25 protein-coding genes are annotated in these 22,512 nt (G+C 56.5%); 5 read left to right on the plus strand and 20 right to left on the minus strand.

Features of this window, described 5'->3' with window-relative positions; all coding sequences use genetic code 11:
• Window positions 1–215: 215 nt before the first annotated feature.
• The 4 genes from ABLV78_RS03825 to mutY form a co-directional block, all read right to left on the minus strand.
• The gene (locus ABLV78_RS03825; RefSeq protein WP_045387267.1) at window positions 216–1,469 is read right to left on the minus strand and encodes a nucleoside permease; all 1,254 of its coding nucleotides are present in this window, start codon (window positions 1,467–1,469) and stop codon (window positions 216–218) included.
• 189 nt (window positions 1,470–1,658) lie between these two features.
• On the minus strand, window positions 1,659–2,741 hold the full coding sequence (gene mltC / locus ABLV78_RS03830; RefSeq protein ID WP_045392092.1) for a membrane-bound lytic murein transglycosylase MltC: 1,083 nt from the start codon (window positions 2,739–2,741) through the stop codon (window positions 1,659–1,661).
• 48 nt (window positions 2,742–2,789) lie between these two features.
• The gene (locus ABLV78_RS03835; RefSeq protein ID WP_045392090.1) at window positions 2,790–3,065 is read right to left on the minus strand and encodes an oxidative damage protection protein; all 276 of its coding nucleotides are present in this window, start codon (window positions 3,063–3,065) and stop codon (window positions 2,790–2,792) included.
• Between the two features lie 28 nt (window positions 3,066–3,093).
• Window positions 3,094–4,152, minus strand: coding sequence for an A/G-specific adenine glycosylase (gene mutY, locus ABLV78_RS03840; protein WP_045392088.1), 1,059 nt, complete (start codon window positions 4,150–4,152; stop codon window positions 3,094–3,096).
• A gap of 136 nt (window positions 4,153–4,288) precedes the next feature.
• Here mutY and trmB point away from each other — a divergent pair, with 136 nt between their 5' ends.
• Genes trmB through ABLV78_RS03855 form a run of 3 tightly spaced genes read left to right on the plus strand, consistent with a single transcriptional unit; the run spans window position 4,289 to window position 6,104 of the window.
• Window positions 4,289–5,008, plus strand: coding sequence for a tRNA (guanosine(46)-N7)-methyltransferase TrmB (trmB, locus tag ABLV78_RS03845; protein ID WP_045392086.1), 720 nt, complete (start codon window positions 4,289–4,291; stop codon window positions 5,006–5,008).
• Window positions 5,008–5,334, plus strand: coding sequence for a YggL family protein (locus ABLV78_RS03850; protein WP_015369722.1), 327 nt, complete (start codon window positions 5,008–5,010; stop codon window positions 5,332–5,334). The genes trmB and ABLV78_RS03850 overlap by 1 nt, the downstream gene beginning before the upstream one ends.
• 53 nt (window positions 5,335–5,387) lie before the next feature.
• Window positions 5,388–6,104, plus strand: coding sequence for a YggN family protein (locus tag ABLV78_RS03855; RefSeq protein WP_015369723.1), 717 nt, complete (start codon window positions 5,388–5,390; stop codon window positions 6,102–6,104).
• Between the two features lie 46 nt (window positions 6,105–6,150).
• On the opposite strand, the gene ABLV78_RS03860 is transcribed toward ABLV78_RS03855, so the two are convergent.
• The 8 genes from ABLV78_RS03860 to ABLV78_RS03895 all read right to left on the minus strand — a co-directional run bounded on the left by ABLV78_RS03860 (window position 6,151) and on the right by ABLV78_RS03895 (window position 12,923).
• Entirely contained in the window at window positions 6,151–7,398 is a 1,248-nt protein-coding gene (locus tag ABLV78_RS03860) for a sugar ABC transporter permease (protein WP_047044097.1), read from the minus strand.
• 4 nt (window positions 7,399–7,402) lie between these two features.
• The gene (locus ABLV78_RS03865; protein WP_004181271.1) at window positions 7,403–8,212 is read right to left on the minus strand and encodes an ATP-binding cassette domain-containing protein; all 810 of its coding nucleotides are present in this window, start codon (window positions 8,210–8,212) and stop codon (window positions 7,403–7,405) included.
• Window positions 8,213–8,271: 59 nt separating this feature from the next.
• Entirely contained in the window at window positions 8,272–9,318 is a 1,047-nt protein-coding gene (locus ABLV78_RS03870; RefSeq protein ID WP_088389781.1) for an ABC transporter substrate-binding protein, read from the minus strand.
• A gap of 291 nt (window positions 9,319–9,609) precedes the next feature.
• A complete protein-coding gene (gene hemW / locus ABLV78_RS03875; RefSeq protein ID WP_047044092.1) occupies window positions 9,610–10,749 on the minus strand; it encodes a radical SAM family heme chaperone HemW in 1,140 nt (379 codons plus the stop codon).
• Window positions 10,742–11,335, minus strand: coding sequence for an XTP/dITP diphosphatase (locus ABLV78_RS03880; RefSeq protein ID WP_047044090.1), 594 nt, complete (start codon window positions 11,333–11,335; stop codon window positions 10,742–10,744). Before ABLV78_RS03880 ends, hemW begins: the two co-directional genes overlap by 8 nt.
• 12 nt (window positions 11,336–11,347) lie before the next feature.
• A complete protein-coding gene (gene yggU, locus ABLV78_RS03885; protein WP_015369728.1) occupies window positions 11,348–11,638 on the minus strand; it encodes a DUF167 family protein YggU in 291 nt (96 codons plus the stop codon).
• Complete coding sequence (locus ABLV78_RS03890; protein WP_015369729.1) at window positions 11,635–12,201, minus strand: YggT family protein; 567 nt, start codon at window positions 12,199–12,201, stop codon at window positions 11,635–11,637. Before ABLV78_RS03890 ends, yggU begins: the two co-directional genes overlap by 4 nt.
• Before the next feature lie 17 nt (window positions 12,202–12,218).
• A complete protein-coding gene (locus ABLV78_RS03895) occupies window positions 12,219–12,923 on the minus strand; it encodes a YggS family pyridoxal phosphate-dependent enzyme (protein ID WP_047044088.1) in 705 nt (234 codons plus the stop codon).
• A 16-nt stretch (window positions 12,924–12,939) separates the two neighbouring features.
• Here ABLV78_RS03895 and ABLV78_RS03900 point away from each other — a divergent pair, with 16 nt between their 5' ends.
• Both ABLV78_RS03900 and ABLV78_RS03905 read left to right on the plus strand, forming a co-directional pair.
• Entirely contained in the window at window positions 12,940–13,929 is a 990-nt protein-coding gene (locus ABLV78_RS03900; protein WP_047044086.1) for a type IV pilus twitching motility protein PilT, read from the plus strand.
• Between the two features lie 341 nt (window positions 13,930–14,270).
• Window positions 14,271–14,924: a LuxR C-terminal-related transcriptional regulator gene (locus tag ABLV78_RS03905; protein ID WP_047044084.1), complete on the plus strand. Its 654-nt coding sequence runs from the start codon at window positions 14,271–14,273 to the stop codon at window positions 14,922–14,924.
• Between the two features lie 246 nt (window positions 14,925–15,170).
• Here the strand turns inward: ABLV78_RS03905 and ruvX are convergent, their stop codons facing one another.
• From ruvX to metK, 8 genes are all read right to left on the minus strand, one after another.
• Window positions 15,171–15,587, minus strand: coding sequence for a Holliday junction resolvase RuvX (gene ruvX, locus ABLV78_RS03910; protein ID WP_015369733.1), 417 nt, complete (start codon window positions 15,585–15,587; stop codon window positions 15,171–15,173).
• On the minus strand, window positions 15,587–16,150 hold the full coding sequence (locus tag ABLV78_RS03915; RefSeq protein ID WP_045392076.1) for a YqgE/AlgH family protein: 564 nt from the start codon (window positions 16,148–16,150) through the stop codon (window positions 15,587–15,589). Before ABLV78_RS03915 ends, ruvX begins: the two co-directional genes overlap by 1 nt.
• Before the next feature lie 130 nt (window positions 16,151–16,280).
• Entirely contained in the window at window positions 16,281–17,231 is a 951-nt protein-coding gene (gene gshB, locus ABLV78_RS03920; protein ID WP_045392071.1) for a glutathione synthase, read from the minus strand.
• A gap of 48 nt (window positions 17,232–17,279) precedes the next feature.
• Complete coding sequence (rsmE, locus tag ABLV78_RS03925; RefSeq protein WP_015369736.1) at window positions 17,280–18,011, minus strand: 16S rRNA (uracil(1498)-N(3))-methyltransferase; 732 nt, start codon at window positions 18,009–18,011, stop codon at window positions 17,280–17,282.
• A gap of 88 nt (window positions 18,012–18,099) precedes the next feature.
• Complete coding sequence (gene endA, locus ABLV78_RS03930; protein ID WP_045392065.1) at window positions 18,100–18,807, minus strand: deoxyribonuclease I; 708 nt, start codon at window positions 18,805–18,807, stop codon at window positions 18,100–18,102.
• Between the two features lie 94 nt (window positions 18,808–18,901).
• Window positions 18,902–19,402 (minus strand): SprT family zinc-dependent metalloprotease, encoded by a 501-nt coding sequence (locus tag ABLV78_RS03935; RefSeq protein WP_047044079.1) that lies wholly within the window; start codon window positions 19,400–19,402, stop codon window positions 18,902–18,904.
• 78 nt (window positions 19,403–19,480) lie between these two features.
• Window positions 19,481–20,875 (minus strand): sugar porter family MFS transporter, encoded by a 1,395-nt coding sequence (locus ABLV78_RS03940; protein WP_045379571.1) that lies wholly within the window; start codon window positions 20,873–20,875, stop codon window positions 19,481–19,483.
• Between the two features lie 391 nt (window positions 20,876–21,266).
• Window positions 21,267–22,421: a methionine adenosyltransferase gene (gene metK, locus ABLV78_RS03945; RefSeq protein WP_004149807.1), complete on the minus strand. Its 1,155-nt coding sequence runs from the start codon at window positions 22,419–22,421 to the stop codon at window positions 21,267–21,269.
• Window positions 22,422–22,512 lie beyond the last annotated feature (91 nt).

The raw sequence follows: 22,512 nt of genomic DNA on the forward strand, positions 1-22,512 counted from the left end.
CAGGCATTGTGCGCGTATTTTGCCGGATGACGGCTGGCGCCTTATCCGGCCTACGGTCCGTGCGGCCTGCCTTTAATTTAATCATCGTGCTGGCTGAAACGGCCGGTACCAATGGCCTCAAAACCCCCGGTGGCGCTGCCGCTTACCGGGGCTACAGCGCTGTGCGATTTGGTAGCCCGGAGAGGGCGCAACGCGCCGCCTCCGGGCAATGACAATCAGGCGTTCTGGCGCGCGGCGGCAGGCTGTCTGACGTGTTGATACTTAAACAGAGCCACGAAAGCGAAGGCCAGCACCAGCGAGTAGGCGGCGAAAATCAGCCACACGCTTTGCCAGTTAGTGATCCCCTCAACGGTAAAGTGCTCGACAACTTTGCCGCTCACCATCCCACCAAGGATGCAGCCGAAGCCGTTGGTCATCATCAGGAACATACCCTGGGCGCTGGCGCGGATTTCCGGACGAACCTCTTTCTCAACGAACACTGAACCGGAGATGTTGAAGAAGTCGAAGGCGCAGCCGTAGACGATCATCGACAGCACCAGCAGGACGGTACCGAACGGCGTCGGGTCGCCGAAGGCGAACAGGCCGAAGCGCAGCATCCACGCCACGATACTAATCAGCATCACGTTCTTAATGCCGTAGCGGCTAAGGAAGAACGGGATAGTCAGAATAAACAGCGTTTCGGAGATCTGCGAAATCGACATCAATACCGATGCGTGCTCGACGATAAAGCTACCGGAGAACAGCGGGTCTTTATCGAAGCTGTGCAGGAAGGTGTTGCCAAACATATTGGTGATCTGCAGTTCGGCGCCGAGCATCATGGAGAAGATAAAGAAGATTGCCATACGCTTGTTTTTAAACAGCGCAAAGGCGTTCAGGCCGAGCATCTCGGTCCAGCTCTGGTTGCGCTGGGCGTTGGCGACCGGAATATGCGGCAGCGTCAGGGTGAACAGCGCCAGCAAGACCGACAGCGTCGCGCCGATATAAAGCTGCATATGGCTAAGTTCGAAGCCAGAGAAGCTGACGCCCCACATGGCGAGGATAAAGCCGATGGTGCCCCAGATACGAATTGGCGGGAAATCGGTCACGATATCCAGCCCCGCCGACTGCAGGCGGTAGTAGGAGATGGTGTTGATCAAGCCAAGCGTCGGCATATAGGCCAGCGAGTTAAGCAAGATCACGAGGAACATCTCGCCTGGCGTGGTGACCTGCGCCGCGAGGTACAGCGTTAACGCGCCGACCAGGTGGCAGATGGCATACACCCATTTGGCGCTGATCCATTTATCGGCGACGATCCCGAGCAGCGTTGGCATCAGAACGGCGGCGATACCGAGCGAGCTATACACCGCGCCGATGGCCGCGCCGTCAAACTTCAGGGTGACGAACATGTACGAGCCGAGCGTGGTTAGCCAACTCCCCCAAAGGCAGAACTGCAGGAACGACAGTATTTTTAACTGCAGCTTAAGATTCATGTATTTATCCTCACGAATGTGGGCTTGTTATGTGTTTTAAATAACATAACCAACGTTATTTTGATGTAATTCTATCATTTAGCGATTGCAAGCTTCTGTTAACTGCCGCAGAAAATCGAAAGATATTACCAAGTATGTCATAAAAAAAGAGAGGCCCGGTGCGATGCCCGGGCCTGTGGGGGAGAAGCGTTACTTACGGCGATAACTTTTTTGCGCGGTGTTAACTTTATACAGATAACGGCGCGATTCGGCAGATGGATGGCGGGTGGTGAGCGTCTGGTAGACGTCGCCTGGCGCCATACTGTTAATGATGTTCGCCGCCTGGACTTTATCGCTGGAGAAGACGCGCAGTACGCTGCCGGCGCCGCCGTTATAGGCGGTGATCACCGCGTAGCGACGCGAGGTGGGGTTATCGATGCCGGCGAGATAAACGTTGTTCAGCATCGCCAGATAGGCGGTACCGGTATCGATGTTATTCGCCGGGTCAAACAGATAGCTGCGGCTCGGCAGGCCGGATTTGCCCTGCGAACGGAAGACGTCTTTCCCCGCGCTGTGCTGAACGACCTGCATCAGCCCCATGGCATCCGCGTGGCTCACCGCATAGGGGTTAAACGACGACTCTGTCTGCATTATCGCAAGGATCAGCGACTCATCTACGCCGTATTTACGCGAGGCCTGGCGCACCATACCGAGATATTTATGCGCACGTTTATCGAGGTGGTTAGGCACCAGATTAATGGTGATGCTATAAATCATGCGCAGGCCGTTGTTACGGCTCTTCAGGCGGGTTTGCAGCAGATAATCGGCATAGCGCGCGGCGCGCCACTCCCAGCGGATGGATTCACCGGTGTTATCGACGACCTGGCCGTAGAGGAACGGTTCTTTGGAAATCTGAATATCATCGACGTCGGAATAGAGGTCGATAGAGTTGGGGTCATCGCCCATCAACAGGGTTTTGATAATCGCCTGGCGTAACCTTCCTTGCGGATCGGTTCCGGCGATGGTCTCGACGGTAATCGTACCGGCATCAAAGTTGATGTGGCTACGGGTTTGATATTGATCGGTATATTTTACGTAGTCCTTCGGCCCGGCGAGCAGAACTTCGTTATACCCCCAAATGTTCTCGATGTTATGGGCAAACTGGCCCATCAGGATATCGAATCCGTTAGTGTCCTTGACCCAGGCCTCGTTATATTCGGCGCCTTTTTTATTGGAACTGGAACAGGACACGAGCAGTGGCGCAATCAGCGCGAGCGCTAAGTATTTTTTCATCATTCCGGGAGTGCGTGTTGTGTTTGTTTGGTAAAGGCCGTGAGGCCCTTACTGTTGTTCCGGCGGCGTGTAGCCTTCGATGTGAACGTCTTTCCCTTCAAACAGGAACTGCACCATCTCCTGTTCCAGCAGCTTGCGGTGCTCCGGGTTCATCATGCTGAGTTTTTTCTCGTTGATCAGCATGGTCTGCTTATGCTGCCACTGCGCCCAGGCCTCTTTGGAAATTTCGTTGTAAATGCGCTTACCGAGCTCGCCCGGATACAGCTGGAAATCCTGGCCGTCCGCTTCACGCTGCAGGAAAGTACAAAAAATCGTTCTGCTCATAATCAATCCTCTTTTATAGCCGAAAAAACTAGACCGGCGTTCCGGCTTTCAACTGTTGCAACAAGCGCTCCACGGGGGCCGCCAGTCCGACCGATGGCGGCTGCGCTAAGTTATACCAGAGTGCGTTACCTTCATCCATGCATGCGCCAGATGAGTGCACTGTAAGCCACATCGGCACAATATCCAGGTGGAAATGGCTGAAAGTGTGGCGGAAGGCGGTTAATTGCGTCAGATTATCGGCCTTTATCTGACGCTGCGCTAGCCACTCGCGTAGCCCGGCTTCATCCTCAAACTGCGGAAAACAGAACAATCCGCCCCATAAACCTACCGGCGGACGTTGGGAGAGATACACCTCGTCGCCGTGCTGCATCAGCAGGAAGTAGCCGGTGCGCTCCGGGATGGTCTGCTTCGGTTTTTTCCCCGGATATTCCGCCCATGAATGGTTAGCGTAGGCCACGCAGCCGTTACTCAGCGGGCACAGTTCGCATTTCGGCTTCGAGCGGGTGCAAACCATCGCGCCGAGATCCATCATCGCCTGGTTGAAGCGCTCTACGCCCTGCGCCGGCGTCACCTCTTCGCTTATTTCCCACAGCCGTTTTTCCACCTCTTTTTTCCCCGGCCAGCCGCTCACAGCATAGCAGCGGGCGAGTACCCGCTTCACGTTGCCGTCGAGAATCGGATAATGCTGACCGAGCGAAAGGGATAAAATCGCCCCCGCCGTCGAGCGCCCGACGCCGGGCAGCGCGGCCACCTCTTCAAAGGTTTGCGGGAACTCGCCGCCGTGCAGCGTGGCGACCTGCTGCGCGGCTTTATGTAAATTGCGCGCCCGCGCGTAGTAGCCAAGGCCGGTCCACAGATGCAGCACTTCATCCAGCGGCGCGTTGGCTAAATCAACAACCGTTGGGAAACGCGCCATAAAGCGTTCAAAATAGGGAATAACCGTGGTGACCTGGGTTTGTTGCAACATCACTTCGGAGAGCCATACTTTGTAAGGCGTCTTGGCGATTTGCCAGGGCAGGGTTTTACGGCCGTATTTGTCGTACCAGTCCAGGACCTGGGCTGAAAATTGCGCGGCGAGAAAAGTCAAAGCTACGGCTCCGGAATCGCGATTACAGGGTGGCAGATTGCAGCACAAGGGCGAGTGGCTGTAAACCCTTGCATCCGCCGGGTAACTTTGGATAATGCCCGTTTTCCGAACACATTCACAAGCAGACTTAACTTTTATGAAAAACGACGTCATTTCTCCGGAATTCGATGAAAACGGTCGCCCGCTGCGCCGTATTCGTAGCTTCGTCCGTCGCCAGGGCCGCCTGACGAAAGGGCAGCAGCATGCGCTGGATAACATTTGGCCGGTGATGGGCGTTGAATTCAACGATGCGCCGCTCGATTTCGCCGCCCTGTTTGGCCGCGAAGCGCCGGTCACCTTAGAAATTGGTTTCGGTATGGGCGCCTCGCTGGTGGCGATGGCGAAAGCTAAACCGGAGCAAAATTTCCTCGGTATTGAAGTGCACTCGCCGGGCGTCGGCGCATGCCTGGCGTCCGCGGAAGAAGAAGGCGTACAAAATCTGCGCGTAATGTGTCACGATGCGGTCGAAGTGCTACACACGATGATCCCGGATAACTCGCTGAATATGGTGCAGCTGTTTTTCCCTGACCCGTGGCATAAAGCGCGTCATAATAAACGTCGTATCGTGCAGCCGCCTTTCGCCGAGCTGGTAAAAAGCAAGCTGAAGCTGGGCGGCGTCTTCCATATGGCGACCGACTGGGAAGCCTATGCCGAGCATATGCTGGAAGTGATGTCTTCGCTGGAAGGCTATCGTAACCTGTCGGAAAGTAACGATTACGTACCGCGCCCGGAATCGCGCCCGGTAACCAAATTTGAACAACGTGGCCATCGTCTTGGCCACGGCGTATGGGACTTAATGTTCGAGAGGGTGAAATAATGGCCAAGAATCGTAGCCGTCGTCTGCGTAAAAAAATGCATATCGACGAGTTTCAGGAGTTAGGTTTCTCCGTAGCCTGGCGTTTCCCGGAAGGGACCAGCGAAGAGCAGATCGACCAGACGGTCAACGATCTGATCGAAGAGGTCATTGAGCCGAACAAACTGGCCTTTGACGGCAGCGGCTATCTCTCGTGGGAAGGGCTCATCTGCATGCAGGAAATCGGTAAATGCACCGAAGAGCATCAGGCCATCGTTCGTAAGTGGCTGGAAGATCGTAAATTAGCGGATGTGCGCACCAGCGAACTTTTTGACGTCTGGTGGGACTAAGTTTGACAAGGGTCGGCAATTGCCGGCCCGATTTGTCTTAAGGGAGTAAAAAGATGCGCAAAACGCTGCTGGCGGTGGCGCTTTCCGTCACCGCTTTGTCTGCCCACGCGGACTACCAGTGTAGCGTCACGCCGCGTGACGATGTGATCCTCAGCCCGCAGCAGGTGCAGGTGAAGGGGGAAAACGGCGATCTGGTGATTAAGCCGGACGGCAATCTGACTTTTAACGGTAAAGCCTATGCCCTTAGCGCCGCCCAGCGCGAACAGGCGCAAGATTATCAGGCCGGTCTGCGCAGCAGCCTGCCGTGGATTGACGACGGCGCGCGCTCGCGCGTCGAGAAGGGCCGCAAGGCGCTGGATAAAATCATCACCGAGCAGGTCGGCGCCAGCAGCAGTATGCATAGCCGCCTGACCAAGCTGGACGCGCAGCTGAAAGAACAGATGAACCGCATTATCGAACGTCGCAGCGATGGCCTGACTTTCCACTATAAAGCTATCGACCAGGTTCGCGCCGATGGCCAACAGCTGGTGAATCAGGCGATGGGCGGCATTCTGCAGGACAGCATTAACGAGATGGGCGCCAAAGCGGTGCTCAAAGGCGGCGGCAACCCGCTGCAGGGCATTCTCGGCAGTCTTGGCGGCCTGCAAACCGCAATCCAGGATGAGTGGAAAAACCAGGAAGCGGATTTCCAGCAGTTTGGCAAAGATGTCTGCAGCCGGGTGGTCTCGCTGGAAGAGAGCCGCAAAGCGCTGGTTGGCTCGTTAAAATAATCAAGATTTCGCGGCCCGCATAGCTTTGGGCCGCGCTCTTCTCCACTCAGGCCCGGCCGTGCGACACGCGTGAACGGCGAGCCAGAGAATCAATGATAACCGCAATCGCCAGTACCGCGCCGGTAATGATATAGCGCAGCGATGACGGCAGGTTCAACAGCGTCAGCCCATTTGAAATCGACTGAATCACGATGATCCCCAATAGCGCGGACCAGGCGCTGCCGCGTCCGCCGAACAGGCTGGTGCCGCCGATCACCGCCGCGGCGATGGCGTTGAGGTTGACGTCGCCGGTGCCGGCCTGCTGGCTGGCGGAGGCCAGTCGTGACGCCGCGAGAATGCCGCCGAAGGTCGCAAGCGTGGTACACAGGACGAAAGCGCTCACATAAATCGCCCGTACGTTAATCCCCGAACGGCGCGCCGCTTCACGGTTGCCGCCGACCGCGAACATTGAGCGGCCCCATTTTGTCCGTTTCAGCGCGTAGTTGAGGATCATCACGCAGGCGACGAAGAGACCGAAAATCCACGGAATACCGCGCCCCTGATTGAGGTAAAGCACCGCGGCCTCGAAGATAATCGTCAGCGCGATCGCGCGCGCCAGTAGCGAGCTGACCCCCTCGGCGGAAAGATTGGCCGCCAGGCGCCGCGAGCGTTTTTTCAGGCCAAAGACAATAATCGCCAGCCCCGGCAGCAGCGCCATCAGGTGTGAGAACCAGCCGGGCATCACCAGCAGTTGGCCAAAGCGTACCAGCGGCGACGTGTAGGGCAGGTTAATGCTGCCGCTCGGCCCGAGGATATACAGCTGCATGCCCAGCAGCGCCAGCAGGCCGGCGAGGGTGGCGACGAAACTCGGCATCCCGACGCGGTTATACAGCAGCGCGTAGACCAGCCCGACGGCCACGCCGCAGGCCAGCGCCACGGCGATGGCTCCCGCCAGCGGCCATCCTGCGTTCACCCACAGCACGCCGACGATAGCCGATGCCAGGCCGCTCATCGAGCCGACCGACAGGTCTATCTCGCCAAGCATCAAAACGCAGACGATGCCGAGCGAGATAAACCCGACCGTCGCGCAATCAAACAGCAGGTTCACCAGGTTATTCGGCGCGATATAGACCGGATTGAGGAAGGTGAAGACCAGGGAAATCACAATCAGCCCGGCGATCACCGGCGCGGTGCCGAGATCGCCGGTTTTGATGCGGGTTATCTGCGCGCGCAGGGCGCCGAACAGGCCCTCGTCGTGACGAACGCGCTCATCGCTGCGGTCCAGCGCGGTGTGGGATGCGGTCTTACTGTTCATAAAATTACATCGCTCCGGAAGTCGTGGGCTGTGATTTACGTTCAACCCGGCGCGAGACGGCGTTTTCCGTCGCGCCGGTGATCGCGGCGACCAGATCCTGATTAGAAGCATCGGGCGTGAAGATCCCTTTGTTGCGCCCGAGACGCAGCACCACGATACGGTCGGCGACGGCGCGAACGTCTTCCATGTTGTGACTGATGATGATGACACCAAGCCCGCGCTCGCGAACGCGCTCAATCAGGTTGAGCACTTCCGCGGTCTGCGCGACGCCCAGCGCCGCGGTAGGCTCATCGAGCATGATGATTTTAGGATTCAGCAGCAGCGAACGGGCGATGGCGACGGTCTGCCGCTGGCCGCCGGAAAGCGATGCCACCGGTTCGCGTACTGATGGAATTCGTGCCGCCAGCTCCTGCAGTAGCGTCCAGGCTTTCACTTCCATCGCTACTTCATCAAGCTGGAACGGCGAAATTTCATGGCCCAGAAACAGGTTTGCCACCACATCAAGGTTTTCGCACAGCGCCAGATCCTGAAACACCGTGGCAATACCGTATTCCAGCGCTTTGCCGGGGCTATCGAGGGTGACAGGGTTGCCGTCAAACTCAATGGTGCCGGAGGTCGGCTGGTGGACGCCGGCGAGGATCTTCACCAGCGTGGATTTGCCCGCGCCGTTGTCGCCGACCAGCGCGACCACCTCGCCGGCGTGGACTTCTAATTCGATATCCGTCAGCGCCGACACCGCGCCAAAATGTTTAGAGACGTTGCGCAGTTGCAGTATTGGCCGCCCGGCGGCGGAGTTGTGTTGTTGTTGCGGCATACAAAACGACCTCAATAATGGCGAAATCACGCCCGCCGCGGCGGGCGCAGGGTCACAGGTTACTTGCTGATGCCTAACTTCTGGCAGGCGGCGGCGTATTCGCCGCTACACACCTGATCCCAGGTCTGGATTTTTTTATCGAAGATTTCCGCTTTGATGTTTTTGGCGGTCACCACTTCCGGGGTAAATAGCTGGGAAGGGGTGTTGTACAGGGTGGTGCTGGCCTGCGGTTTTTTGCCCTGAATAAAATCAACCGCCACTTTGGCCGCCGCTGCGGCAACGATCTCCGATGGCTTGGAGATGGTGTTGTACTGGTCGCCGGCGATGATCAGCTGCAGCGCGGCGATAGTGGCGTCATTGCCGGTGACCGGCGGCAGCGGCTGGACGCCGGCAGCTTTAAAGGCGGCAATCGCCCCGCCGCCGGTACCGTCGTTCGCCGCGACCACGCCCTTAATTTTGTAGCCAAAGCGGGTAACCTGCCCGGCGGTCCACTCCTGGGCTTTCGGCGGCGCCCACTCCGGGGTGTCGAATTCGGCCAGCGTTTTGTAACCGGACTCTTTCAATCCGCGATGGATACCGTCGCGGATCAGCCCTGCGGCGGCATCGGTTGGCGAACCGTTAATTTGCAGCACCCCGGCGTCCTGCGGCACGCCACTCGCTTTCAAATGGTCGGTGAGAGATTTCGCGATGGCGTAGCCAATGCCCTCGTTATCAAATGAGACGTAGAAATCGGCCGGTTTGTTTGGCACCGGGCGGTCATAGGCAATGACCTTAACCCCCTGCGCCTGGGCGTTTTCGACCAGCGCGGCGGCGGCGGAAGAGTCAACCGGATCCAGGACGATCACTTTCGCCCCCTGGGCGATTACCGAGTTGAACTGCTGCTGCTGGAGCGACGCGTTGGCGTTGGCATTCTGATAGATGACCTTACATTCCGCGCAAAGCTTGCTCATTTCCGCCTTAAAACCGGGGAAGTCGTGCTGCTCATAGCGGGTAGAGGCCTGATCGGGCATTAAAAAGGCCACGGTGGCGGACTCTGCAGACCAGGCTGAAGCCGTGACGGTGCCGGTTAGTGCGGCGAGTGTGATAAAAATATTACGGTAATTCATTGTGTTACCCTCTTTTTTATAGGCTTAAGCCCGCCGGGTTGCGCCGACGTTACAGAGACTTTTTTAATCAGAGTTACCAATAATTCACATGTAGGATACGTCGGTTTTACATTTGCTCAACCGATGAAGCAGGATTACCACTGCGCAAAAAATGAGTCAAGAAAAGGAAAAAAGTCGATCGGATTTTGTGATTCGCAGCAAATAAGCGAACAAAAAAACGCCAGTCGATTTGACCGTAGCGGGAGAGGATGTAGGGGGAAGATACGGGCGACGATGCGCCGCCCGCAGGGATTACTCTTCGCTGAGGAACAGCTCCAGCAGCGAATTTAAAAACAGCTTACCGTGCTCGGTAATCTGCCAGTTTTGCGCATCTTCCAGCAGATAGCCTTCGGCGATGGCGGCATCGATTTGCGGACGGATAACCAGCTCATCAAGTCCGGTATACAAGCTGAACTCCGCGCGCGGCGCGGCCTCCAGCAGGCGGAAGCGGTTCATAAAGAACTCGAACGGTTTATCCGCCGCCTCCACGTCGTGCTGACGCTCCAGGTAACGGCCTTCCATGTAGCCGCGCGGGTGACGGGTTTTTGCCGTACGCAGAATGCGGCCATCAGCGAAGGTCACTTTGCCGTGTGCGCCGCAGCCGATACCGAGGTAGTCGCCAAAGCGCCAGTAGTTGAGATTGTGCTGGCACTGATAGCCTGGTTTGGCGTAAGCGGAGGTCTCGTACTGCTGATAACCTGCGGCGCTCAGCAATTGATGTCCCTGTTCGAAAATATCCCACAGAGCATCGTCATCCGGTAACACCGGCGGACGCGAACCAAACAGCGTGTTCGGTTCAATAGTCAACTGATACCACGACAGATGCGGCGGATTCAGCGCGATCGCCTGGCGTAAGTCATCCAGCGCTTCTTCCAGCGACTGGTCCGGCAGGCCATGCATTAAATCGAGGTTAAAGCTACGCAGCCCGAGGCCGCTCGCCAGCCGCGCCGCGCGTTTTGCCTCTTCCGGGCCGTGAATACGTCCCAGACGCTGCAATTTGGGCTCGCTAAAGCTCTGCACGCCGATGGAGATACGGTTGACGCCGGCACGCTGATAGTCAACGAAGCGATCGGCCTCCACGGTCCCCGGATTGGCTTCCATGGTGATCTCCGCATCCGCCGCCAGCGGCAGGCAGGCGCGCACGCCATCAAGCAGGGTTTTCATCGCCGGGCCGGAAAGCAGGCTCGGCGTACCGCCGCCGATAAAAATAGTCTTAATTTCACGTCCCTGTGCGTATGGCGCATCGTGGCGCAGATCGGCAAGCAGGTGCTGGACGTAGTCGTCGTGCGGCACTTCGCCCTTTAACGCATGCGAATTGAAATCGCAGTACGGGCACTTCTGCACGCACCACGGGATATGAATATAAAGACTCAGAGGCGGCAAATTAGCCATTACGTAATGCTTCCAGTAACAGTTTCAGCGCCTGCCCGCGGTGGGAAATGGCGCTTTTCTCTTCACGGCTCAGCTCCGCCGCGGTTTTACCCTCGGACGGTACAAAGAAAATTGGGTCATAGCCAAAGCCGCCGTTACCTGCCGCCTGGCGAGTAATCACGCCCGGCCAGCTGCCGTGGCATACCAGCGGCGTCGGGTCTTCGGCATGACGCAGATACACCAGCACGCAGTGGAACTGGGCCTGACGTTGCTCATCGGGCACATCCTGCAGAGCATCCAGCAGCTTTTCCAGATTCTGCTGGTCGCTGGCGTTTTCACCCGAGTAGCGAGCGGAGTAAATTCCCGGCGCGCCGCCCAGCGCATCCACCGCCAGACCCGAATCGTCGGCGATGGCCGGCAGGCCGGTGACCTGCGCGGCGTGACGCGCTTTGAGGATCGCGTTTTCGATAAAGGTCAGGCCGGTTTCTTCGGCGGAATCGACGCCAAGCTCGGTCTGGGCGACGACGTCGAGACCAAAATCTTCCAGCAGCGAGGCCAGCTCGCGAACTTTACCGGCGTTGCCGGTAGCGAGTACAACTTTTTGCATATTCAATCCTGTTTAGTCAGTCAGCGCCGCGACGGCGGGCGGGATCTGCTGCGGGTGAATGATTTTTACCTGTTTATGACGGCCTAGTTCGCCTTTTTCGATAAGCACCTGGCTTTTCGCGACGCGGAACTGTTTAGCGAGATATTTTACCAGATGGGCATTTGCCTGGCCGTCGACGGGGGGGGCGGTGATGGCGACTTTGAGCTCGTCGCCATGCAGACCAACAAGGCTATCGCGGCTGGCCTTTGGCTGAATATACAGCCTGAGCACCAGCCCGTCAGCACAGACTTCAACGGCACTCATAGCGCCATCCACAGCCCCGGAAGCAGGACATTGCCGGTAGCTTGCAGCAGCTCGGCGATCCCCATATTAATCACGTACAGCAGCAGCACCAGCACCATCGGCGAAAAGTCGATGCCGCCCATGGATGGCAGCAGGTTGCGAATCGGACGCAGCAGCGGGTCAGCCAACTGCATCAGCACGTATTCCACCGGGCTGCGGCCCTGGCTTACCCAGCTCATAATAGCCATCAGCAGCAGCACCCAGAAAATCAGCGAACCGATGGTTTTCAGCAGGATCAGCACCGCGGCAATCCAGATAATCGGCTGGAAGGTGACCACCATAAACAGCACGATCGCCTTGATAACGCAGAGCACGAAGGCGACCAGCAGGGAGGCGCTATCCAGCGGCCCCATTGCCGGGATAATCCGGCGCAGCGGCCCGACGATAGGCTGGGTGGCTTTCACCACGAACTGCGAAAACGGATTGTAAAAGTCGCAGCGCGCCCACTGCATCCAGACGCGTAACAACATGACCATTGTGTAGAGTTCAATGACCGTTGAGAGCAGGAAGGTCAACGTCTTCATGGCGTTCCTCAGATTCCTTATTTTTTGCTGTAGTCGCGCGCGCCGAAGATTGCGGTCCCGATGCGCACCATAGTGCTTCCCGCCGCGATAGCGGCTTCCATGTCATCCGACATGCCCAGAGAGAGCGTATCAACCGAAGGGTAGAGCGTTTTCAGTTGCGCGAATGCTACCGCCATTTGTTGGGCGACGGCAAACTGCCTTTCATACTCTGACTCTGGCGCCGGAATGGCCATTAACCCGCGAAGCTGGAGGTTCGGTAAGGCGGCGACACCGGCGGCTAAAGCGTCAAGCTCCGCCAGCGGGATACCGGATTTACTCTGTTCATCGCTGATGTTGATTTGAATCAGCACGTTCAGCGGCGCTAGATCCGCCGGACGTTGTTCGCTCAGGCGGGTGGCGATTTTCAACCGGTCGACGGTGTGGCACCAGTCAAAATGTTCGGCCACCAGCCGGCTTTTGTTGGACTGCAACGGGCCGATGAAGTGCCATTGCAGACCGCTGACGCCCGCCTGCTGGAAATAGCGGATTTTATCCACCCCTTCCTGGACGTAGTTTTCGCCGAATGCCCGCTGTCCTGCGGCCATTGCTTCTTCGATAGCGCTCGCAGGTTTGGTTTTACTCACTGCAAGCAACGTAACTTCTTCTGGAGCGCGGCCGCAGCGGGCGGCAGCGCCTGAGATTTTATCCCGGACCTGTGCCAGGTTATGCGCAATATCGTTCATATTCCGAGGATCAGTTATGGAGCTGGAAGAAATCGTGGCCCTTAGTGTAAAGCATAACGTCTCCGATCTACACCTGTGCAGCGCGTATCCGCCGCGCTGGCGTCGTTTGGGAAAGCTTGAGCCTGCGCCCTTTACTTCGCCGGATGTTGAGAAAATCCTCACTCGCTGGCTTAACGACCCACAGCTGGCGCAGTGGCGTGCCGATGGTCAGGTTGACTTCGCTTTGGCCCTCCCGAACGGGCCTCGGCTGCGCGCCAGCGCTTTTGCCCACGCGCGCGGCCTGTCGCTTGCTTTGCGTCTGTTGCCGCAGCAATGCCCGCAGTTGGTTGATTTGGGCGCGCCCGCCGCGCTTAGCGAACTGCTAAATGAAGAGAGTGGTTTGATCCTGGTTACCGGCGCTACCGGTAGCGGCAAATCGACCACCCTGGCGGCGATGGTGGACTACCTCAATCAACATCGCCATGGTCATATTTTAACCCTTGAGGATCCCGTGGAGTTTATTCACGCCAGCAGAAACTGCCTGATCCAGCAGCGCGAAATCGGCCGCCATTGCTCCTCTTTCGCGGCGGCGCTACGCGTGGCGCTGCGTCAGGACCCGGACGTCATCTTATTAGGCGAGCTGCGCGATAGCGAAACCATCCGCCTGGCGCTGACCGCAGCCGAAACCGGGCACCTGGTGATGGCGACGCTGCATACCCGCAGCGCGGCGCAGGCCATCGAGCGGCTGGTGGATGTGTTTCCAGCGGAAGAAAAAGAGCCGGTTCGTAGCCAGCTGGCAGGGAGTTTATGCGCCGTGGCGGCGCAAAAATTGTTGCCAAATGCTTCTGGCGGCCGGGTTGCGCTATACGAACTTTTAGTGAACACGCCGGCGGTGGCAAATTTGATCCGCGAAGGGAAAACGCATCAACTACCCGGCGTGATGCAAACCAGCCAGCAGGCTGGGATGCAAACCTTTGCGCAGAGTTTTCAACAACGTGCAGCGGCAGGTGAGTTATCCCCCTCGTAGTGATGAAACTAAGATGGTATTCATTAAATTGTTAATTCAGTGTTCAATTAATGTTTTGATAAATGTTTTTATAATACAAATAAGTGGTACGACCTAAGCCTAAATAATGAATGTTATGACAGCGGGCTTACATTTACCCCGCTTAACCAGGAAAAAAGTGGGATTACCTTTTGACACTTTTGCGGGGTTCGATTTATGCTGTTTACGGGAATAGGAAGATTCTCATGAAATGATGTTTCAATAACCAAAATGTATTTGAAAATATAAATACATTATTGAACGTTTAATTTTCAGTTAATTTAACCGCTAAGATGGCGGGGTACTGCTAAGGAGAGTTTCAAGTGATTAATTTATCGGAGAATTTACTGCATTCGCGTCAGGTGACTTTCATTACTCATCCGTCCATTCAGAGTAATGCATTTGCGACGTGGTTGACTGAGAAGCTATCCGTAAACGTAACTCTGCATAATATCAACAAACCGCTAACTCAACGCCTGGCAAAAGATTCCGTAATATTGTTTGATATTGCTGTTTCCAATAAGAAATTGAATAGCGTGTGGCGAGATATTATTCGCGTACAGGCAGATAATCCGCGTTTATTGATTATCAATAGCGCGCAAAAGTATGAGTTGTACGAAATGGCGCAATGGCCTGCGTTATATGGCGTATTCCGTCATGACGATGACCAATCGCGCTTAATTGAGGGCGTCAAAGCCGTATTGAATGGTGAACAGACGGCTGAATTGAGCGTGATGCACCCGGCGCTGTATTCTGCGGATCAGGTCACGGCGCCGACGGAGAACTCACCGTTGACCGAGCGTGAATGTGAGATCCTCAACGAGCTGCGCTGTGGCGCAACAAATATGGATATCGCTCGCGCGCTGTTTATCAGCGAAAACACCGTACGTACTCATCTGTACAATGTGTTCCGTAAGCTGAGCGTGAAGAACCGTACCCAGGCAGTGAGCTGGGCGAATGAACATCTGCGTCACTGATTGCCCGGCGGCGCTACGCTTGCGCGGGTCTACGGGTGATGCCAGCGAGGGGTTGTAGGCCGGGTAAGGCGAAGCCGCCACCCGGCGCGAAAGCGGCTCCGCGTCCGCTGCCATGATTGCCCGGCGGGGCTACGCTTGCGCGGGCCTATGGGTGATGCCAGCGGAAGTTTTGTAGGCCGGGTAAGGCGAAGCCGCCACCCGGCGCAAAAGCGAATCTATGCTTCGCTTTCATCCCAGAGCTACCGATCAGTATCCTTGTTCGAAATAGCTTTCGAGGATAACCACGGCAGAGGCGGAATCAACGCTGCCTTTATTGAGTGCGCGAAAACCTCCGTGTTCGAACAGCCCGGCGCGGGCTTCGACGGTGCTTAAACGCTCGTCGTGGAGAGTGATTTTTACGCCGAAGCGGCCATGAATTTTATTGGCGAAGTTACGTGCGCGCGCGGTTAGCGGTTGTTCAGTGCCGTCCATGTTCAGCGGCAGGCCGACAATCACCGCTTCCGGCTGCCACTCTTTCAGCAGCTTTTCGATGATGTTCCAGTCCGGCTTGCCGTCCTGCGCCTTCAGCGCCGGGAGCGGACGCGCCGTGCCGGTAATGCGCTGCCCAACGGCGACGCCGATGCTTTTGGTGCCAAAATCAAAACTCAGAAAGGTACCGCTCATTATGCATGCCCCGCGTCGGCAGGCATCGTCACGATATCGATACCGATAAGTTTGGCCGCTTCGCGCCAGCGATCGGCAATCGGCGTTTTAAACAAAATATTCTGATCGGCCGGCGCGGTAAGCCAGGCGTTATCGAGAATTTCCTGCTCCAGTTGCCCTTTTTCCCACGACGCGTAGCCCAACGCGACCAGCACGTTGCTCGGTTGTTTATCGGTACCGAGAGTTTCCAGCACGTCGCGTGAGGTGGTAATCACCGTGTTGTCGGAGATACGGATGCTGGAGGAAAAATCAGACGGCGGCGTATGCAGGATAAAACCGCGATCCTCCGCCAGCGGGCCGCCGACCATCACCGGTTTATCCAGGCGAATTTCCGGGTTGCGCGCCACCGGCGCGATTTTCAGTTTTTCCAGGATCCCTTCCACCTGCAAATTTTCCAGCGGCTTATTGATGATAATGCCCATGGCGCCATCGTCGTTGTACTCGCAGATATAGACGACGGAGCGACGGAAAAGAGGGTCCTGTAGCGCAGGCATGGCAATCAGAAAGTGATGCTGTAAATTCATTGTCAGAGGTTCTGTTCCTGGTTTAAAAAAACAACACCCAGTATGCGGGTAAAGTAGAAACGTGTCGATGCACTTTATTTTACCGGTGCCGGAAGACGCCTGGCGGGCGGGCATTTGCCCGCCCCAGTACTTATTTATTGATACGTTTTTCGATAGCGTCCATTAGCATGCCGGTAATCGACACGTCCGGGAAAGCGGCTTCGATTTCGCGCACGCAGGTCGGGCTGGTGACGTTAATCTCGGTCAGGCGATCGCCGATGATATCCAGGCCGACGAAGATAAGGCCTTTGGCTTTTAGCGTCGGGCCGACGCGGCGGGCAATTTCCCAGTCGCTTTCGGTCAGCGGACGCGCTTCGCCACGGCCGCCGGCGGCCAGGTTGCCGCGCGTTTCACCGCCCTGCGGGATACGCGCCAGGCAGTATGGCACCGGTTCGCCGTCCACAACCAGCACACGTTTGTCGCCGTCTTTGATGGCTGGCAGATAATTCTGCGCCATGCAGTAGCGGCTACCCAGTTCGGTCAGGGTTTCGGAAATGACGCCGAGATTCGGATCGCCCGCTTTCACGCGGAAGATTGAGGCGCCGCCCATACCGTCCAGCGGTTTGAGAATGATATCGCCGTGTTTCTCCCAGAATGCTTTCAACTGGGCTTTATTACGGGTCACCAGCGTTTCCGGGGTGAGTTCGGAGAACCAGGCGGTAAACAGCTTTTCGTTACAGTCGCGCAGGCTCTGCGGCTTGTTGACGATAAGCGTACCTTTTTCTTCGGCGCGCTCGAGAATGTAGGTGGCGTAGATAAACTCGGTATCGAACGGCGGGTCTTTACGCATCAGGATAACGTCGAGATCCGCCAGCGGCAGATCCTGTTCGCCGGTGAACGCGTACCATTTGTCGTAATTCTGCTCGACGCTCAGCGTGCGCGTACGGGCGCGGGATTCGCCGTTGATGAGGTACAGGTCGTTCATCTCCATATAATGGAGTTCATAGCCGCGACGCTGCGCTTCCAGCAACATCGCGAAGCTGGTGTCTTTTTTAATGTTGATGGATGCGATAGGGTCCATCACGATGCCGAGCTTGATCATTGTTCTCTCCATTAGCGCTGTCGTGTTTGCGGAACGTTGCGCCAGATTTTAGCCCAGATCGCCAAAACGCACCTGCAGCGCGGTGATGGCGGTGAGCGCGGTAGTCTCAGTACGCAGAACGCGCGGTCCCAACAGGATATCAGTAAACTGGTAGCGAGCGGTCATCGCTATCTCTTCCGCCGACAGGCCGCCTTCCGGGCCAATCAGCAGGCGAACACGTTCAACCGGCAGCGGCAGCGTATTGATACTGGCGCTGGCGCGCGGGTGCAGGTTGAGCTTGAGGCCGTTTTCTTCCTCGGCGCACCAGGCTTCCAGCTGCATCGCCGGGCGTATTTCCGGCACGATGTTACGGCCGCTCTGTTCGCAGGCGGCAATAGCGATTTTCTGCCATTGCTGAATCTTCTTCTGCAAGCGTTCGGCATCCAGTTTAACGCCGCAGCGCTCGGAAAACAGTGGCGTTATGAGGCTTACGCCAAGTTCGATCGATTTCTGGATGGTGAATTCCATTTTTTCGCCACGTGACATCACCTGGCCGAGATGGATATGCAGCGGAGATTCACGATCGTCGATCTGGCCGCGGATAACCTCGACCATGACGTTTTTCTTGCCCGCTTCGGTGATGACCGCGTCGAAAACCTGATTGCTGCCATCAAATAGCTGTATTTCCTGGCCTTTGCTCATGCGCAGGACGCGGCCAACGTGGTTGGCTGCGTCTTCGCTGAGGGCGATGTGGCTGCCGGGGGTAATGCGTTCCGGGTGGTGGATGCGGGGGATGCGCATGCTTGATATTCCGTTCTTCGCGCAGATTGCGCCTTCCCCTCGGCGGGGAAGGCGGCGGCTGCAAATTAACAATTGCCGCTAGTGTAGGTTAGCTCTTTTGCGCCTGGCAAGCCTGCTGGACGTAAGGATTATGGTTGCCCTGAACTTTGGCGATTCGCTCATCGCGCTCGCATTCCCAGGAGGTCACCGGATACTGCTTATCCCAGGCGGTAAATAGCTGGGTTTGCTGGCGGGAAAGATTTAGCTGATAGCGGTCGCGCATATAGAAGTAGGTGCGGGCGATCGAGCCGCGGGCGCGTACCGGCGGTTCGGCGACTTTATCTTTGAAATCGACCTTCATGGCGCATTGACCATACTGTCCATCGCCGCCGTTCCACTGGCTGTACATAAAGTTGCCGCGATCGCCATTGACCTCGCCGACCGCAGGCTGCAGGTTATGCATATCGCTTTCCATTTTGCGGTATTCCGGATCTTTGGCGCAGTTTTTACGCCCGCCATCCTGCCAGCACTGGCGCTGGTGGCCGAACTGCCATGCCGGGACCACATGTTCCCATTCGACCCGGCTGGCGCGGTTCTCATTTTTACGCACTTTGTAGCCGCAAGATTCCAGATCGATAACGCCTTTTTTACCCTGCCAGTCGATTTTACAGCCGCAATAAAAGTCGCCGGGGACGTCGGCATTCACTTTTACGCCAGCGGCTTTCGCTTGGGAAAAACTATTAATACCAGCGGCCGCAAGCTGGCCGCTGGCTGCCACGCTGAATAACGCGACGGCGAAAACATACATACGGGACATCGTAAACTCCGTGTCAAAACGAGCCCGCAACGTAGCGAATGAGGGTGTCAGATGCAATCAGTCAGATCAGAAAGTTTCTAATTAATTCCAGTGGTTACTTTTCGGCCACCAGCAGATCGCCGCAGCGAACGCAGCGGTAAGTGGCTTCACCGCGCACCACGCGGTTATGGCGACGGACGGTGAGCTGATGCTGCTGGCACTGGCAGCGATAGGAGAAGGTGTTCTGGCGGACTGAATCGAGCTCAAAGCGATGGGTGCGGCGGGCGGGGACGCCCAGCACGGCCTCCATCATCCATTTCCACTCTTTGCCGTGCGGCGCGACGCGGCCAAAGTGCTTCCACACCAGTAGATGCGCCAGTTCGTGCGGCACCACTTCATCGATAAACGCCTGCTGATTTTCCAGCAATAGCACTGGATTGAGGCGGATCTCGTTTTTCTCCAGCCACGCGGTGCCGGCGGAGGTGCCGCGCTGCTGATAAACCAGCGTCGGTTCCGCATAGCGGCGTTCCAGCTTGAGATTGGCGGTGGCGAGATGCTCCCGTAGGCTACGCATGACGGCCTGCTGGATAGCGATGGGAATTCGGGGTGTTTTCATAGCGCCAGAGGATAGTGCGCCGCGCGGGGGAGAGCAAGAAGAAGCTTCCTCCCGGATGGGGAGGAAGCACAGAGGGGATTAATCGCGGGCGCCGATTTCGCGCAGCGGACGTCCCTGCATCAGGTTGCGTTCGATATGTTCCAACGAGACGTTTTTGGTTTCCGGAATCAGCCAGATAGTCAGCAGGATAAACAGCACGTTCAGACCGCCGTAGACCCAGAAGGTATTGGCGCTGCCGAGAGAGTTCAGCATGGTCAGGAAGGTGGCGCCGACGATCATATTGGCAATCCAGTTGGTCGCGGTGGAGCAGGTGATGCCGAAATCACGGCCTTTCAACGGCTGGATTTCAGAACACAGTACCCAAATCAGCGGGCCGGCGCTCATCGCGAAGCCGACGATAAACATCAGCAGCATCAGTACCGCGAAGTACTGCGCGGTAGCAGAATGAATACCGATATGCATCATGCTGCCCAGCACGCCCATACCGGCGGCCATCACGATAAAGCCGAGGATCAGCGTCGGTTTACGGCCCCAGCGATCGACCAGGCCGATGGCGATAAAGGTGGCCAGTACGTTGGTCAGGCCGACGATCACCGTGCCCCACATTTGCTCAGTGGTATTGGCATAGCCCGCCAGTTCAAAAATCTTCGGCGCATAGTACATGATGACGTTCATCCCGGTGAACTGTTGCATGATCTGCAGCAGTACGCCGAGGAACACCGCGCGGCGGAAGTTGCTGTTCTCTTTGAACAGCGCCCAGCCGGACTGTTTGACTTTCAGGCTTTCGCGGATTTCATCGAGCTCTCGTTTGGCTTCCGCGCTGGTATCGCGCAGGCGCAGCAGGACGCGCTCGGCATCGACGAAACGGCGTTTAGCGGCAAACCAGCGCGGGCTATCCGGCAGGAAGATTACGCCGATCAGCAGCAGGATTGCCGGGATGATAATCACGCCGAGCATCCAGCGCCACGCGCCGCTGTAGCTGAAGGCGGTGTCAGAGAGGTAGGCGCCGAGGATGCCGATGGTGATCATCAACTGGTACATCGAAATCATACTGCCGCGGATTTTCTCCGGTGCGATTTCCGACAAGTACAGCGGCGCGGTGTAAGAGGCGACGCCAACCGCCAGCCCCAGCAATACGCGGGAAATCAGCAGAATTTCGACGTTCGGCGCGGCGGCGGAAAAGAGTGAACCGGCCACAAACAGGATCGCGCCGATCATCAGGCTTTTTTTACGCCCAAGTTTGAAAGAGAGCCAGCCGCTGCCCACTGCGCCGACGGCGGCGCCGAACATCATGGAGCTGACCACCCACTCCTGGGTGTGTGCGCTGATCTGGAATTCATTAGCAATGAACGGTAAGGCGCCGGCAATAACGCCGATATCAAGGCCGAACAATAAGCCGGCCAGCGCGGCGAGGAAACAGACAAAGAACGTCATCGTCTTGTTTGAACGCCCTTGTTTTTTGTTGTCAGGCATAACGCCCTCCAGTTGAGTGATTGATTCTGTCGCTGCTAAGAGTAGGGCAGTGCCGGACAAAAAAACGTGATTACAATCACGACTGTGTAATCGGTTACACTAAGGTAAAGATATGTAATCAGTAAAAATATATTCAAATCATAGATATAAAAGACAAATATCGCCAATAAGATTGCGCTGAAACGGCAATATTCGACATGTTATGTAACATTGTGAAAAGAGTTCGTGCCTACTGGCAGCTAAAACAATCCCGCCCTTGCGGCATATATGTAATCGCTTTCATCACGTGGGGGAGGGAAATGGATCAACGATGGTCAAACGTCGGGAAGAGAGATTCAGGGCAACAAAAAGGCCAGCGCGGGGCTGGCCTTAAGCAGTCAAGCGGGGTGGCTTATTTCAGGCCAGCTGCTTCGCGCAGCAGGGCTGCTTTGTCGGTTTTTTCCCATGGGAAATGTTCGCGACCAAAGTGACCGTAAGCCGCGGTCTCTTTGTAGATCGGATGCAGCAGATCCAGCATCTGAATCAGGCCGTACGGACGCAGGTCGAAGAACTCGCGTACCAGCAGGGTCAGCTGTTCAGAAGGCACTTTTTCGGTGCCGAAGGTTTCGACCATGATTGAAGTCGGTTCAGCGACGCCGATAGCGTAGGAAACCTGAATCTCACAACGGTCAGCAAGGCCTGCGGCAACGATGTTTTTCGCCACATAGCGCGCCGCGTAGGCTGCGGAACGGTCAACTTTAGATGGATCTTTACCGGAGAACGCGCCGCCGCCGTGGCGAGCCATGCCGCCGTAGGTATCAACGATGATCTTACGACCGGTCAGACCGCAGTCGCCCATCGGGCCGCCGATGACGAAACGTCCGGTCGGGTTGATGAAGAACTTGGTGGAAGCGTTCAGCCATTCGGTCGGCAGAATCGGCTTGATGATCTCTTCCATCACTGCTTCCTGCAGGGATTTCTGATCGATATCTTCAGCGTGCTGAGTGGAAAGCACAACCGCATCGATGCCGACGATTTTGCCGTCGTCATACTGGAAAGTGACCTGGCTTTTCGCATCCGGGCGCAGCCACGGCAGGGTACCGTTTTTGCGAACTTCAGCCTGGCGCTGTACCAGACGGTGCGCGTAAGTCACCGGCGCCGGCATCAGCACGTCAGTTTCGTTAGTGGCATAGCCAAACATCAGGCCCTGGTCGCCCGCGCCCTGTTCCAGCGGGTCGGCACGGTCAACGCCCTGGTTGATATCCGGGGACTGTTTACCAATAGCGCTCAGGACGGCGCAAGAGTTGGCGTCAAAGCCCATATCGGAATGCACGTAGCCAATTTCACGCACCGTGTTACGGGTGATCTCTTCGATATCAACCCATGCGCTGGTGGTGATTTCACCGCCAACCAGAACCATGCCGGTTTTGACATAGGTTTCGCACGCTACGCGCGCTTTCGGATCCTGCTCGAGGATCGCGTCCAGCACGGCATCGGAGATTTGGTCAGCAATTTTGTCTGGATGCCCTTCTGATACAGACTCGGACGTAAAGAGGTGTTTTGCCATGTTTTATTTTACCTGTGAGTATTCGTGTAGCTCATACTGTTGTGTAGAGAGGCTTTGATAGATGACCCTACCAAGGCTTGCAGGTAGTGAC

Source organism: Klebsiella sp. CN_Kp075, from assembly GCF_040065055.2.
Lineage (GTDB): Bacteria > Pseudomonadota > Gammaproteobacteria > Enterobacterales > Enterobacteriaceae > Klebsiella > Klebsiella aerogenes.